Origin of the sequence: Microcoleus sp. Z1_A1, assembly GCF_036700305.1 — a bacterium.
GTDB lineage: Bacteria > Cyanobacteriota > Cyanobacteriia > Cyanobacteriales > Microcoleaceae > Microcoleus.
In genome coordinates this window covers 12,879-27,540 of record NZ_JAUBOR010000033.1, presented here as the reverse complement: position 1 = coordinate 27,540, position 14,662 = coordinate 12,879, and the positions used below count along the sequence as shown (strand labels likewise).

At 46.9% G+C, this 14,662-nt stretch carries 12 protein-coding genes; 3 read left to right on the top strand and 9 right to left on the bottom strand.

Features of this window, described 5'->3' with window-relative positions:
• Positions 1-215 precede the first annotated feature (215 nt).
• Positions 216-950: an SGNH/GDSL hydrolase family protein gene (locus tag QT973_RS20045; protein ID WP_333274174.1), complete on the top strand. Its 735-nt coding sequence runs from the start codon at positions 216-218 to the stop codon at positions 948-950.
• A gap of 116 nt (positions 951-1,066) precedes the next feature.
• Here the strand turns inward: QT973_RS20045 and QT973_RS20040 are convergent, their stop codons facing one another.
• From QT973_RS20040 to QT973_RS20030, 3 genes are all read right to left on the bottom strand, one after another.
• A complete protein-coding gene (locus tag QT973_RS20040) occupies positions 1,067-1,966 on the bottom strand; it encodes a DUF4436 family protein (protein ID WP_333057223.1) in 900 nt (299 codons plus the stop codon).
• Positions 1,967-2,194: 228 nt separating this feature from the next.
• Positions 2,195-3,709: a carotenoid oxygenase family protein gene (locus QT973_RS20035; protein WP_333212162.1), complete on the bottom strand. Its 1,515-nt coding sequence runs from the start codon at positions 3,707-3,709 to the stop codon at positions 2,195-2,197.
• Between the two features lie 143 nt (positions 3,710-3,852).
• Positions 3,853-5,307 (bottom strand): folate/biopterin family MFS transporter, encoded by a 1,455-nt coding sequence (locus tag QT973_RS20030; protein ID WP_333057221.1) that lies wholly within the window; start codon positions 5,305-5,307, stop codon positions 3,853-3,855.
• A gap of 261 nt (positions 5,308-5,568) precedes the next feature.
• On the opposite strand from QT973_RS20030, the gene QT973_RS20025 reads away from it, so the two are divergent.
• The gene (locus QT973_RS20025) at positions 5,569-6,054 is read left to right on the top strand and encodes a cupin domain-containing protein (RefSeq protein WP_333212159.1); all 486 of its coding nucleotides are present in this window, start codon (positions 5,569-5,571) and stop codon (positions 6,052-6,054) included.
• A gap of 6 nt (positions 6,055-6,060) precedes the next feature.
• Positions 6,061-6,696, top strand: a complete 636-nt coding sequence (locus QT973_RS20020) for a class I SAM-dependent methyltransferase (protein ID WP_333057219.1) — start codon at positions 6,061-6,063, stop codon at positions 6,694-6,696.
• Positions 6,697-6,789: 93 nt separating this feature from the next.
• On the opposite strand, the gene QT973_RS20015 is transcribed toward QT973_RS20020, so the two are convergent.
• From QT973_RS20015 to kdpA, 6 genes are all read right to left on the bottom strand, one after another.
• Positions 6,790-8,058 carry a sodium:proton antiporter gene (locus QT973_RS20015; RefSeq protein WP_333340425.1) on the bottom strand — a complete coding sequence of 423 codons (1,269 nt, stop codon included), beginning with the start codon at positions 8,056-8,058 and terminating at the stop codon, positions 6,790-6,792.
• Between the two features lie 202 nt (positions 8,059-8,260).
• On the bottom strand, positions 8,261-9,412 hold the full coding sequence (locus tag QT973_RS20010) for a universal stress protein (RefSeq protein WP_333057217.1): 1,152 nt from the start codon (positions 9,410-9,412) through the stop codon (positions 8,261-8,263).
• A 133-nt stretch (positions 9,413-9,545) separates the two neighbouring features.
• Entirely contained in the window at positions 9,546-10,172 is a 627-nt protein-coding gene (gene kdpC, locus QT973_RS20005; RefSeq protein WP_333057216.1) for a K(+)-transporting ATPase subunit C, read from the bottom strand.
• Between the two features lie 41 nt (positions 10,173-10,213).
• Positions 10,214-10,483 carry a K(+)-transporting ATPase subunit F gene (kdpF, locus tag QT973_RS20000; protein ID WP_333264105.1) on the bottom strand — a complete coding sequence of 90 codons (270 nt, stop codon included), beginning with the start codon at positions 10,481-10,483 and terminating at the stop codon, positions 10,214-10,216.
• A 157-nt stretch (positions 10,484-10,640) separates the two neighbouring features.
• Positions 10,641-12,734 carry a potassium-transporting ATPase subunit KdpB gene (kdpB, locus tag QT973_RS19995; protein ID WP_333392041.1) on the bottom strand — a complete coding sequence of 698 codons (2,094 nt, stop codon included), beginning with the start codon at positions 12,732-12,734 and terminating at the stop codon, positions 10,641-10,643.
• A 78-nt stretch (positions 12,735-12,812) separates the two neighbouring features.
• Positions 12,813-14,573, bottom strand: a complete 1,761-nt coding sequence (gene kdpA / locus QT973_RS19990; protein ID WP_333212152.1) for a potassium-transporting ATPase subunit KdpA — start codon at positions 14,571-14,573, stop codon at positions 12,813-12,815.
• Positions 14,574-14,662: the final 89 nt, after the last annotated feature.

The following is a 14,662-nucleotide window of genomic DNA, read 5'->3' as shown; positions in this document are numbered from 1 at the left end:
GACAAAAACCCCTGAAATGGATAATATTATTGCAGAGATAAATAGTTAGACTTTTAGTAAAAAACTGCGTAGTGTATCCCAATGCGCGTCAAGCGAAGCTATCCCGAAGGGAATCGCCCCGTCCCAAACCCCGGCTGAGGCAAGTTTTAATCAGACTTCCCATCGCCGTAATTGCTGCTGTTATTGCCTTCAACCTTCTTCACTCCTTAATTCCAGTGTTTAAAGAATCTGTATCCCAAGCAACGCCGCCACCAGAAATCCAAAACGTGCTCGCCGGCAATCGCAAAATTGTGATAGTGGGCGACAGCATCACCGAGGGTGGGAAATACCCCGGAGGTTACGTTTGGCTGCTGCAACGCTATCTCAATGCCCTTTATCCCGATCGCCAAATCGAAATCGTCAACGCCGGAATCTCCGGTAACAAGGCGACTGATATGCAAGCGCGCTTCCAGAAAGATGCGATCGACCAAAAGCCAGATTTAGTGATGATTAATGTCGGAGTCAACGACGTTTGGCACGCTTTCTTTGACTTCCAAAACCTGCGATTTTATCCGCAAGGCAAGTTGCCCACGGGAGTGCCACTGGCAGAATATCGGGAGAAAATAACTCAAATGGTGCTGGCGGCAAAAGCCGCAGGAATTCGAGTTGTACTGCTTTCTCCTACTCCTATCGGCGAAATTCTCGACGGCCCAGAAAATCGTAGGTTGCAAGAGTATATTGCCGCGATGCGAGAAATTGCGTTAGAGAATCAGTGCTTGTTTATCGATTTGAATGCGCCTTGTCGGGAAGTTATCGGCACTTATCAAAAGCACGCGGGCAAAACTCTGAATTTGTTGGCTGCAGATGGAGTGCACCCAAATCAATCGGGATATCGAATTATAGCTTTTACTATCTTGCGCGGTTTGGGCGTACCCGCAAAGGATATTGAGAATTTGGAAGTCAAAAATTGAATCTTTGATTTTAGTTAACAGTTGACTTTGGGGTGTTAATTGAAAGTATCAAAGCTACAAGCCCCCTGATTTATGTCGCGGGTGAATTATTCCAATATAACATCTAAAATCTCAAATCATTCAATCGGCGGATGATACCGCTTTAACCAACAACTACCGATAATCACCAACGCCACCACAACTATAATTTCTGTCCAAAAAAACGACAGAAAATCACTGGCAGTTCCCACCGGAGGCACCCCAGGTTGAGCATTGCGAATAGCGGGAAAAGCAAATAGCATTACACCCGTCCAACTCAGCATTCCTACTTCCGGTAACTTACCCGATTTCATCACTTTTAATGCTAGCAAAAGCGCCATAATTGACAGCACCCACATGATCACAATAATCACTAAGGCAAAGAACTTCACCGGGAGCGATCGAGTTGCAGAAACATCGATATAAATAAAGATAGATGAATTCTCTTCCATCGGCTTATAACTGATGTCGAAACCGGGAACATCGGCATGGAAATTAAATTCCAGAGGTACGGGATTCAGTTCAAAGGGAGCAAACTTTTTCCCAATCGAAGGCAGCGGGTCGATCGAAATAGCTACTTTAGCAATGTGGGTGTCAAACGGGTAATTGTTAATTTTCCCTTTGACTAAGTTAAACTTCAATGCAGGGACAATCATCGGTTTGCCTTCTTTAAAGGTAATTTCCGAATCCGGTACATTTGCGCCGTTAACTGTCATTAACAAGTCTTGAGCCGGGTAAGTTGGCCCTTTTTTATAAATACCTTTGAGTTCAAACTGCAAGCGGGCTTCTAATTCGTTTTTAATGGGGTCAACGGCAATTAATGTCATTTTTACCTCAACCAAGCCTTTCGACGCTACAGCGCTTTCTGGAGATGGATTGTAAGGCTCTTGGGCGTTAGCATTGTGAGAGTAAATAGATAAGATAATTGCAAAGATTACGACCAGACTGCAAATTAAAATAAGTATTTTTTTGAGATTAACTTTGTTGATACTTTGCATTTAATAGGGATTTTTATGTGTTAAAATGTTGTTAGTATTTCCCGCAGTCCGCCAGGGGTTTAAACCCCTGGCTCATAGCTAAAGTCGGTTAAAACCGACTGAAGAAACTTGAGCGATAATAAATGTTGGTTTTAGTCCTCTTTTAGAGGACTTTCGCTGTGAGCCGGGGTTTTCAACCCCCGGCGGGCTGTGGCGAGCGGCGCAAGAACCAGGCGAATCAACGCGAAACTACGAACCGATAGGAAGCAGTACATTTGATGTAAAACTGCCGTGCAAGCCGTAGGGAATGTGCTGTTTTAAATGCAAGCGCGCTACAGGGCCTTTGGTAATGTCGCGAGCATCTAAAATCACTAAGGTCGATCGATGATTAGCTGCATCATACATTAAAACCAGCAGCCAGCCGTCATCCTCAGCCGTTGCACCTTCAGGCGAGACGCCTGAACCACGGGGAACAAACACCGGTTCCCCCGCAAAACCACGCGGTGCGGCACTCCAAATTTGCCTTTCACCAGTCACGAAATCAATTTTGAGGATAGCTTGCAAAGGAGCATTTCCCGTGGGAGCATCCGCAGCACCGATATACAGATATCGGTAAGGTTGTCCGACATTCTTGGGATGCAAAGTTGGAAACTCGCAGCACCGAGTTTCAACAACTTGATGCTGTACGGTTTTGTCTTGCAAATTCAACTTAAACCGCCACAATTCGCCCGCTGGAATGCTCTCAAAATCAACCTCGCGAAAATCGCCGTCTGCTTCTACAGTTGGAAATGATTCGTAACAAACTGAATCCACAAAAACTTCGTCTCCTTCTTCCCATGCGTTGCAGTGGTGGAACACAAAACAAGGTTCGGTTTCTAATATCTTCACCTCGTCAGTGCCGTTGCGGGGAATTAAAATTGCTTGCGTTGGCTTGTTTGGCGAAAATTGAATGCACTGGGATGCACTCCGAAATCCTAACAAGAAAAGCAGCGGATTAAATGAGACGGGATTTTGGAAGAATATGCAGTAATTCGGGGTAATTACCATGTCGTGCAGGAAGGCAAAACCCGGTATTGCATGGGCGTGACGCTGCAAAAGTTTGCCGCTTTCGTCGAATTCGTAAATCGTGATGGTACTCGACAAACCGGGCTTGACGGAAAAGTTTACTAATCTGTCTCCTTTGCCATTTTTCCCTTTTTCAATTCTGGGGTGGGCGGCGAAGGCTTCACCGGGTTGTAAAACGCCGTCTAGGGTGTCTAAGCCGAGTGTTTCTAGGGTGCGGGGGTCGAGTCTGTAGGGCTGTGCGGCTTCCCAAAGTGCTAGCAGTTTGTCGCCCCAATAAATGATGTTGGTGTTGGCAATGTTTTTGATTTTGACATCAAAAATGTTGGCCAGCGGGCCCCCTGGCTTTTGTGTGCCGAAAACGCCTCGGTGGAGGATTTTTCCGGCTTTTTGTTCGGCGAGATAGCCTTCTGTGCGGACGAATCGGTTGCGGAAATGGGCGCGGCCTTCGGATATTGCGATCGCACAAACCATCCCGTCGCCGTCAAACGGATGGTGGATGCGCTGGCCGTTGACATCTAATAATCCGGGCCCGTTGCGAAAGAATGTGCCTTGCAAGCCGGGGGGGATTTCGCCTTCTATGTTGTCAATCCAGTAGTCGGATTCGTTGGGTTGGGATTCGTAGCCGCGCTGCCAGTCTGTGCGATCGTATGATAGGTTTTGGGCGGCTGTTTGAGGTGGGGAAAGTTGTAAGTTTTGCATGGGTGTAATAAGCTTTTCTTGATTTAACCGCAGAGAACACAGAGGGCGCAGAGAGAAGGAAATTCGGAGAATGGGGAAACACAGTTAAATTCATCCGTTAAATTCATCCGTGTATCCGTGTCAAAATCTGTGTGTGCCTGCCTTTATTTGCTGTCTGCGGTGCGACTTTGTGACCTTACTGTCGGTACTAAGTCGGGAAAGTATTCGGGCATGAAATGCTGTCCGCCTGGTTTGGAACTGCCTGGTTCTGGTTCTAATACGGGAAGAGACTTTTGATTGTTTGGATCGCTGCTTTCTGTACTGTCGGCGGGCAGCCAATTTAAGAAGGGTAGGGGCAGAAGTGTGGACAGGTTTGTGATGACTATTAGCAGCCAGAGGTTATCGAAATTGCGATCGGTAATTCCTAGCAAGTGGGTCAAAAGTGCACCGCCTTCGTGGGACAAAAGTCCTGCTAAATTTGTGATTGACATCAGCAGCGCAAATAAAGTTGCTTCGACGCCGGGGGGACACAATCTGGCGGAGAGTACGAGCACCGGCATATAAGCAATTTGTCCGATTACTGTCAGGATTAGGCTGTCTCCGATGCTGAACCATTGATCGTCAATTCCTAAAGCTCTGTTGGCATGAGTTACTAATAATAAAGTAGTCATGCCTAATGCTGTCGCTATGACGGTTGACCAGCCAAAAATTACTCGAAATGGAACTGTTTTGAGGAAGCGTTGAAACAGCCAAATGCCGGCGAGGGAGGCAATGCTGGTAACGAGGCGCACTCGGCCGAGAAACTCTGGTTGAAAGCCTAATTCATTGGTGGTGAAAAAGAAGAAGGCGGAGTCTGAGCTTGGGGTGGCTTGCCAGAGGAAGAGAAAGGCTGTGGGCAGCCAAATGGTTTTTTGGGTAACAGCTTGCCGTAGTTGTTTGAATTGGTCTTTGACAGTTTCAAAGTCGGTTCTTTTGTCGGTTTTTTCTTCGGCAATTAACCAAGCTGTTGCTGATACAATTAGCGGGAAAGATGCGGTGATTAAAAAGATAGTATGAGTGCTGAAGTGTTGCAGCAGGGAACCGCTGAGGTAGGCGGTAATTAGTCCGCCGAGGGCTGCAGCGCCCCAAGACAAGGATTGCAGGGAACCGGCGTCGGTAACGGATTCTTTTCTGGCCCTTTCGACTACCAGGGAGTCGGCGATTACGTCGCTGACGGCGAGGGATAGGGAACTCAGGGCGATCGCGCCTGTAGCTGCCAGCGGTGTGTGTACAATTGTTGCGAGGCTCACCCATGCTAAGGTTCCCAGCAGCCCGGAGAGGACGATGTAAGGGCGTCTGCGGTAGCCGAATATCGGCAAACCGTCCGACATGAAGCCGAAGACGGGTTTGATAATCCAAGGCAGGGCGACGACGCCCAGCATTGCCGAGACTTCTGCCGGACTCATGCCGAGTTCGTCTTTGAGAAAGAAGCTGACGGCTAAGCGGGCTAGTCCAAGAATGCCTTGGACGAAGTAAATCAGTAAGATGGCTATGAGTTCGGGGGTTGGCTCATTCCCAAAGAATACTTTTTCTTTTAAAGATTCTTTGAGTTTGCTGACGCCGGAGGGGGAAACGAGCATTTGAGCAATATTTCTTAATGAATCTCAATATTTATAACACATTCTTAATGAGTTGGGGGAACTGCCGGAGGTGGGAGGCGAGAGTGGCGGGGATCTGGTAAGTGCTATAAAATTGTATTTATCTTGAATTTAAGCGTGTTTTGTAATAATAAAAACCGAAAAACGAACCGCGAAGGCGCGTTAGGCGAAGCCGCGCGTAAACCCTAGGACGCCAAGCAAGAGAAAGAAGAAAAAACTCACAACTGCGGTCAGCTTTGTTATATGATTATTGACCCTAAAAATGTACCGGAAATTACGGGTTCTAAGTACCCTCAGCAATTCCAATCTGCTGTTGCGGGGAGAGTTAAAAAACGCTTGGGCGATGCTGCCGGATTGCAGAATTTTGGGGTGAATTTGGTGAGACTTGCGCCGGGAAGTTGTTCTGCTCTCAGGCATTGGCACACTCGTCAAGATGAGTTAATCTATGTTCTGGAAGGGGAAGTTACTCTGATTACAAATTCGGGAGAGCAAGTGCTGCAACCGGCTATAGCGGCTGGTTTTCCGGCGGGTGATGCAGACGGGCATCATTTAGTCAACCGCTCGAATGCAGATGTTGTTTATCTGGAAATTGGCGATTCCCTTCGGGATAGCTTCGCTTCACGCACTTCGGGAGATAGTGCCGAATATCCCGATGACGATCTAATTGCCAAAGCTAGCGATAATGGTTGGATTTTTACGCACAAAAACGGCGATATTTATGAGGCTTAAAAAAATATGAGTCAAGTGAATCTTTGGACTTCGGCGGAACACGCTTTATGGTATCTGGCTAAGGCTGATGGTATTCCTCACCGCACTGAAGGTGAAGCGGTTTTGTTGGAGGAAGTGCCGAAAAATGTGAAGCGAATTCTGGATGTGGGCACGGGAGACGGGCGGTTGTTGGGTCTGCTTAAGTGCGATCGACCAAATGTTGAATGTGTGGCGATCGACTTTTCGCCGACAATGCTGGAAAAAGCCAGAATTCGCTTTGCTGATGACCCAAATGTCACGGTAATCGAGCACAATTTTGATGAATCGCTGCCGGATTTGGGCAAGTTTGATGCGGTTGTTTCTAGTTTTGCGATTCATCATGTAGCAGACGATCGCAAACGTTCGCTTTACACTGAGATTTTCGAGCTTTTGGAACCGGGAGGCATTTTTTGCAACTTGGAGCACGTAGCGTCCGCAACTCCGGCTTTACATGAGAGATTTCGAGAGGCGATCGGTATTAGCGATTCGCCCGACGATCCATCTAATAAATTGCTGGATGTGGAAACGCAATTGCGCTGGTTTAGAGAAATTGGTTTTACCGATGCCGACTGTTATTGGAAGTGGCGGGAACTCGCTTTATTAGTTGGGGTGAAACCTGTTTAGAGTATTTCGTGAAATTCCTAGATTAGGTAAGGACACGGCAGTGCCATGTTCCTACAAATATCGCATAGAATCTGTATGAGTTGCGTGAATTAATTAAATTAAATCAGGTACTTTAGGTTTGATTCGGCGCTCGTACCAGTTCATTAACGGGGTGGAACTAATACCGTGCAAAATCACAGAAAGTACGATCGTTGTAAAGGTAATCCAGGCAATTTTTTCGGCGGTTTCGCCTTTCAAACCGTCACCGAAAGCATAAGTAAGATAATAGATAGAACCGACACCACGAATGCCGAACCAACCGCACAGCAAGCGGCTGGCGGGATGCAAAGGACTGCAGATCGTACTAATCCAAGCTCCCACAGGCCGAATTAAAAAAATTAACAATCCACCTACTAAGAGGGAGTATCCTCCATAGGCCAACATAGGCTCTAAACGCAAAAGCGAACCTAATAGTAAAATAGTTGCTACTTCCATTAACTTTTCTATGCGCTCGGTAAAGTGCAGTTGGGAAAGCGGCTTTTCTGGGTTTCGGTAACTCCGCTGCACCACAATTCCTGCTACAAAAACTGCGAGAAATCCGTAGCCGTTGACTACTTCTGTGAGGGAATAGGTGAGCAGAATTGTGCTCAGAGCAATGAAATCTTCCATTAATTGATCGGCTGGTCGATAGTGTTGGAGTTGCCGATCGATCCAGGTGACGGCTTTAGCTACTAAAATTCCCATAACGATAGCTGCGCCAATCGCCCAAATCAAGTCAACTGCTACCCACTGCGAAAACCAGTTCGACCAGTTGTTATCTTTTAGCGAATAAATGCCGAAATAAACAAAGGGAAAAGCTAAAGCGTCGTTTAAACCGCCTTCTGATGTTAAACCAAAGCGCAATTCATCGCGATCGTCTATATCAGCTAACTGAACTTCTGAGGCTAAAACTGGATCGGTGGGAGCGAGAATTGCTCCCAGTAAAATCGCCGGGCCCCAATCTAATTTCACAAACCAATGACCGATCGCAGCCACTGCAAAAATCGAAATTGGCATTAAAAAACCGATCAGCCGCGCTGTGGAATTCCAGGCCCAAAGTTGCAGTGGGCGATTCATTTTTAAGCCACAACTGAACAGAGAAACAATAACTACAAATTCTGTAAGTCTTTCTAAAAATTCAGCTTCGGGACGCAAGTCAATCAGCTTGATGCCGTAGGGCCCCAATCCGATACCGACAATTAGATAAATTAAGGCATAAGATACAGGCAATCGCGAAATCCAGCCGGAACCCAAGGTAACGGTAAGCAGGAGGATGCCAATAACTAGCAAGTTGAGAATGTAATCATCCACCATAACGATCGCACTTTTAATCAGATATAGCAAGTGCTATTTTGACAGGTAAAAGCTTCGGGCGCATCCGTCGTCCGCTAGATTCAGCTATCCTCCGAAAGTGGTGTGGGCGGGTTTATATAGATTGTTAGTGGGAATTAGAGATTGTTGGTGAAACCCTCCCTACAAGTATTATGGTTAATTTATCGGCTCTCATCCGACTCATGACTAATGACTAATGACTGAAGACTAATAATTAATTAGAAAGACCACTTTTTTCAGTAGCGATTATGTGCAAATCTACGTGTTTGAGCGATCGCACTAACTGTTGAGTCAAAGAACCCCGCAGCAGCAATTTCCAGCGGGATTGCTGGCTTTCGCCGATCACAATTTGAGTAACGCGATACTGTTTAGCTACTTCGGAAATCGCTTTGGCTATATTAGTGCCGTTTACCCGCAAAAATTTCCCGTTAAATTCTTGACACAGTTTCTCACAAGTTTCAACGTGCAAGCTTTCTGCTTTTGTTAAAAATCGGTCTGGATCGTTGACAAACACAGCATAAAATGGGGCATTCATGTAGCTCGCAATCCTCGCGCCTCGCCGCAGCAATTGCAAGGAGTTCGGATAAGTCGAGATGCACACTAAAACTCGTTCGTGAATGTTGCAAGATTGACCTTTTAAAGTTGCTGCGTCGTCTTCCACAGTGTCTGCGACTTCTCGCAGGGCGAGTTCTCGCAAAGCGATTAAATGACGGCGCTGGAAAAAATTTTCTAAAGATTGTTCAATTTTTTCAGGAGCATAAATCTTGCCTTCTAGCAACCTTTCTTCTAAAGTTTCCGGCGTGACATCGACAACGACTATTTCGTCAGCATCTTCGAGGACGCGATCGGGCACTCGCTCTCGCACTACAACTCCGGTAATTCTAGCTACTAAATCGTTGAGACTTTCTATGTGCTGAATGTTAAGGGTAGAGAAAACATCAATTCCAGCCTTGAGAATTTCTTCCACATCTTGATATCGTTTTTCTCGCAGAGAACCGGGAATGTTTGTATGAGCGAGTTCGTCTATTAATGCTAATTGAGGACGGCGTGCTATGACAGATTCTGTATCCATTTCGGTGAGCATTTTTTCGCCGCGTAGCATTTGTTTTTTGGACACTATTTCCAATGCTTCTGCTTTAGCTGCTGTCTCTTTCCTGCCGTGAGTTTCTAACAGTCCAATTACCACATCAATGCCTTCAGATTTGAGCGTGTGTCCTTCTTCCAGCATTCGGAACGTTTTGCCGACACCGGGGGCCATGCCGATAAATATTTTGTGCTTTCCCCGGCGGGAGGTGCGATCGTAAGTGCGGTTAGGTTGGGCATAAACCGCGTCTGGATTGTTAGTAAGTTCGCTAGAGTGAATCATAGCTGAGTTGTCAGTTGTTCTTTGTTCGTTGTTCGTTGTTAGTCACATTTGTAGGTTGGGTTGAACGAAGTGAAACCCAACTCCAACTTGAACTGAAGTGTTGGGTTTCGTTCCTCAACCCAACCTACGTATATTATAAACGGTCGAGAGCCAAATTCAGTTGGAGGACGTTAACTCCCGGTTCACCGAAAATGCCAATAAATCTGCCCTCTGTATTTTTAGCTACCAACATTTCTACTTGATTGAGATTGAGCGATCGCACCGTTGCTATCCGCTGAATTTGCGATCGAGCTGCCTCTACGCTAATGTGCGGATCGAGGCTAGAACCGGAAGTATAGACTAAATCAGCAGTTGGTTTGATACCAGCTTTGTTGAGGCGATCTAATTCAACTTGCACCCCCTGAAAACCATCTTTCTCATTACCTCGTTTCAGCAAATCAGAGTTACTGGGGGCAAGGTTGCTCGCTCCCGAAACACCCGTTCTTTGACTAACATTTTCTCCCTTTGTCGGATCGTAATTTTCTGTCGCAAAGCTGCTGTAATTGGTGGTGCTGGGACGACCCCAAAAATATCTTTCTGAGGAGAAAGGCTGACCGATTAAAGCAGAGCCAACTACAACTCCTTGGTTGGTAATTAAGCTGCCGTTTGCCTGGGAGTTGAAGGCATTTTGGCCGATTACTAGCAAGATTAAAGGGTAAATAATGGCTGTAATTCCCCACAAAACCAGGGTAAGGCGAATGGCTCTAATTATTTCTCTCATAAATTACCTCGATCGGTTATTTGCTAATGGTTAATTATTGACTAAAATCTTTCCGGCTGAAAGATGACTACGAACAAGTAAATAGAAAGGGCGATAATCACCAAACCTAGGAGACTTAAACCCCAGACAGCTTTTCGGGTCAAATCTTCGCCCGCTGCAGCGTAGACAGCGGGGGCAAATATAGCATTGAAACACATTACTAGAAATAGCTGCACCGGGATTGGGTGGCGCTGCCAAAGCCTTTGAGCTAACTCAATAATTTCTTGGAAATCTCTGGGAAAAATATCATTCAGCAAATCATTCCGTTTCATAAATTCTCCTTATTTTGGGAATAAATATCTGTCTTTCTATTGGATGATTTTTGTGGGAAAATCGAGGCATAGCCTCTGGATATGCGTTCCCAGGCAGAGCCTGGGAACGAGATTAATCCGTGTATCCGTGTCAAAATCCTTGTCATGCTTTCCCGATCTATGCTAGCCCAACGGCGGTAATCAAAACATCAATAACTTTGATGGCGATAAACGGCGCGACTGCTCCGCCCAATCCGTAGATTAAAATATTCCGCTGCAACAGTTGATTTGCAGTCAAGGGTCTAAACTTTACACCAGTTAATGCTAGGGGAATCAAAGCTGGAATAATCAAAGCATTGTAAACTAATGCTGACAAAACCGCAGATTGACCGCTGGCTAAACCCATGACGTTTAATGCGCCTACGGGGGAAAAAATGGCGGGAATAATTGCAAAATATTTTGCGATATCGTTGGCTAGGGAAAATGTGGTCAGCGCGCCGCGAGTAATCAGCAATTGTTTGCCAATTGTAACTAAATCAATGAGTTTGGTGGGGTCAGAATCTAAGTCCACCATGTTTGCAGCTTCCTTCGCGGCTTGGGTTCCAGAATTCATCGCCAAGCCTACGTTTGCTTGTGCTAGTGCGGGTGCGTCGTTGGTTCCGTCTCCCGTCATTGCGACTAATTTACCCTCGGCTTGTTGCTTGCGAATTACGTCGATTTTGTCTTCGGGAGTTGCTTCGGCAATGAAGTCGTCAACGCCTGCTTCATCGGCAATTACTGATGCTGTAATCCGGTTATCTCCGGTGAGCATAATGGTACGAATTCCCATTTTTCGCAGTTGGTCAAATCGATCGCGAATTCCCGGTTTAATCACATCTTTTAAATAGATAATGCCGTAGGTGTCGCTGCCTTGACAAACGCCTAAAGGCGTGCCTCCAAGCCGGGAAACTCGCTCGTAAGCTGCATCGAGATCGGGGCCGATATTGCCGCCGCGCGATCGCACAAAACCCTTCACCGCATCCACCGCACCCTTGCGAACCTCCGTCCTGTCGGGCAAATCCGTGCCAGACATCCGCGTTTTTGCGGAAAAATCAAGCCCTGTGGCGTTGGTGCGATCGAAATTCACCGTTGCGCCCAATTTTTCGGCCAAACGGACGATCGACTTTCCCTCTGGAGTATCGTCAAACAGGCTAGCAGCAAGGGCTACACTCGCAACATCCTCCAGCGAGTGACCGTTTACCGGAATGAACTCCTCGGCTAAACGGTTCCCCAGCGTGATCGTCCCCGTTTTGTCCAAAATCAGCGTATTCACGTCGCCGCAAGCCTCAACGGCGCGTCCAGAGGTCGCTATCACGTTAAACTGAGCGACGCGATCCATGCCCGCAATGCCGATCGCGCTCAGCAAACCGCCGATCGTTGTTGGAATCAGCGCCACCAGCAGCGAAATCAGCGTCACCACGCCCACAGGGGTTTTCACGTAATTTCCCACGGGCGGAATCGTCGCAACCACAATCAAAAACACCAGCGTTAGCACCGCCAGCAGCACCGTCAGCGCGATCTCGTTCGGCGTTTTCGACCTTTCAGCGCCCTCTACCAGCGCGATCATCCTGTCCAAAAATCCCTTACCGGGGTCGGCCATCACCCGCAGCGTCAATTCGTCGGAAAGGATGCGCGTACCGCCGGTGACGGAACTGGCGATGTCCGAACCCGGTTCCTTGAGCACCGGCGCGGATTCGCCAGTGATCGCAGATTCGTCTACAGATGCGACGCCTGCAATCACTTCGCCGTCGGCGGGAATGACATCGCCTGCGATCACTTTAATTTGGTCGCCCCGTCTCAGGGATGTCGAACTAACTTCTTGAATTGAACCGTCTGGTAGGAGTTTGCGGGCTGTTGTGTCGGCTTTGGTCGATCGCAGTGCGTCTGCTTGCGCTTTCCCCCGCCCTTCTGCTATCGCTTCGGCAAAATTAGCAAATACCAAGGTGAAGAACAAAATAAACGTGACTAAACCGTTGAAAACTCTCTGATTTTCGCCGGGAACCGGGCCGAACAGCGTCGGGTCGATCGTTAATAATGCAGTCACAATTGTGCCAACCCACACCACAAACATCACCGGATTTTTTAGCATTACCCGTGGGTTTAGCTTGACAAAAGCTTGTTTAAAAGCTCTTTGATAAAGGCCTTTTGTATTTGCTTTTGGCGTGTGCTTGCGAGACTCGCGAGAGCCTCTAGCAGGTTTTTTTGGGGAATCAGGGGTATGGGATGAGGTCATGTCGATTTGGGATTTTTAATGAACCACAGAGAACACAGAGAACGCAGAGAGAGAGAATAGTGAGGTTGAGAATTTTCGCTATTGAGATGGAGGAGTTGGTGTTGCTAAAGGTGTTGTGGGTACAGTTATCGATGCTGGTTCAAATTTGCCGCTGCTAATTTCATATCCTTCGGCAATTGGCCCTAAAGCTAGAACTGGGAAAAATGTCAGCGCGCCCAGAATTATAATTACTCCTGCGGTGACGCTGGTGAATAAAACTGAATCGGTTCTGAGAGTGCCGGTTGTTTCGGGAACCAGTTGTTTGTTCGTCATGCTGTCGGCTAAAAGTAGCAGGGCAATAATTGGAACGTAGCGCCCCAATAGCAGGCTGAAACAGGTGCTTAAATTCCACCAAAGTCCGGTAGGTGCGGGTTGAGAGTCGGCCAATCCTTCTAAGCCAGAACCGTTGTTGGCTGCCGCCGAAGCGTATTCGTACATCACCTGGGAAATGCCGTGAAATCCGGGGTTGCTGATGCCGCTCAAACTGTCGGTAAATGCGAGGGAAATGGCACCGGGGATTAAAACTGCGATCGGGTGAATTAACAAAACAACGCTGGCTAAAACAATTTCCCGTTTTTCAATTTTGCGTCCCAAAAACTCCGGCGTTCTCCCCACCATCAAGCCCGTGAGAAACACGCTCAAAATTGAGTAGATAAATAAGTAAGCAGTTCCCGTTCCTTGTCCGCCCCAAACGATTTGCAGAAACAAATTAAACAGAGTGGCAAAACCACCGGGAGGCATTAAAGAATCGTGCATTCCGTTGACAGCGCCGCACATTGTGCCAGTGGTAGTCACCGCCCACAGTGCAGTTTCTGCCCAGCCAAACCTAACTTCTTTGCCTTCTAAATTTGGTTGCTGCGAACCCAGTAAATTATTAATTTGAGGGTTGCCGCCGTACTCGCCAAATGCTGCAATGCCAATCAAAATTACATAGATGGCAAACACCATCCAAAAAATCAGCCATCCCTGCTTTTTGTTGTTGGCAAATCTGCCGTAGGTGTGAATCATAGCTGCTGGTATAGAAAGCATTGCTAGTGTTTCCAGCAGGTTGGTAAAAGGATTGGGATTTTCAAAAGGATGAGCCGAGTTAATGGCAAAAAATCCGCCGCCATTTTCTCCCAGTTGTTTGATGCTTTCAAAGTGAGCTACTGGGCCGCGAGCAATTATTTGCGTGCCGCCTTCTAAGGTACGGGCAACGGCCGGCCCTGCGAGGGTTTCCGGCACTCCTGAAATTAGCAAAAGTAAGGCAATTATTAAAGAAAGGGGTAGCAGAATCCGGGTGATTGATTGAATTAAATCGATGTAAAAGTTGCCCAAGGGACGGCCGGTCAAGCCCCGGATAAAGGCAATCCCTACTGCTAAACCGGTAGCTGCTGAGGTAAACATTAAAAATCCCAGGGTTAACTGGGACAAATAAGTAAATGTTGTCTCGCCGGAGTAATGCTGTTGGTCGGTATTTGTGAGGAATGAAATAGTTGTGTGCAGCGCAGTATCCCAGGTTGGGGCAGTTAAGCTGGTGGGATTTAAAGGCAGCACTCCTTGAAGCATGAAAATTAGGAAAACAAATATGCCCATTGCTGCATTGCTGTACAGTAGCGATCGCGCATATTGCCAACCTGTCATCGAATCTATAGACCGGATATTGCTGGCTTTATAGATGAGTTTTTCTAGGGGTTTAATAGCGGGGTCGAGAATGGTTGGTTCTCCCATGTACACCCGCGCCATGTAATTACCAAAAATAGGGGCGATCGCTACTACAATGATTAGCGTTAATGCGATTTGAATTAATCCTTCAAGCATAACTGAGCCAATACTTCCTTAAAAGTGCAATCTGCTTTTAAAAATCAATATACTTGCCGTTAGGATTTTTGATAATCAGCCCGCAGGTA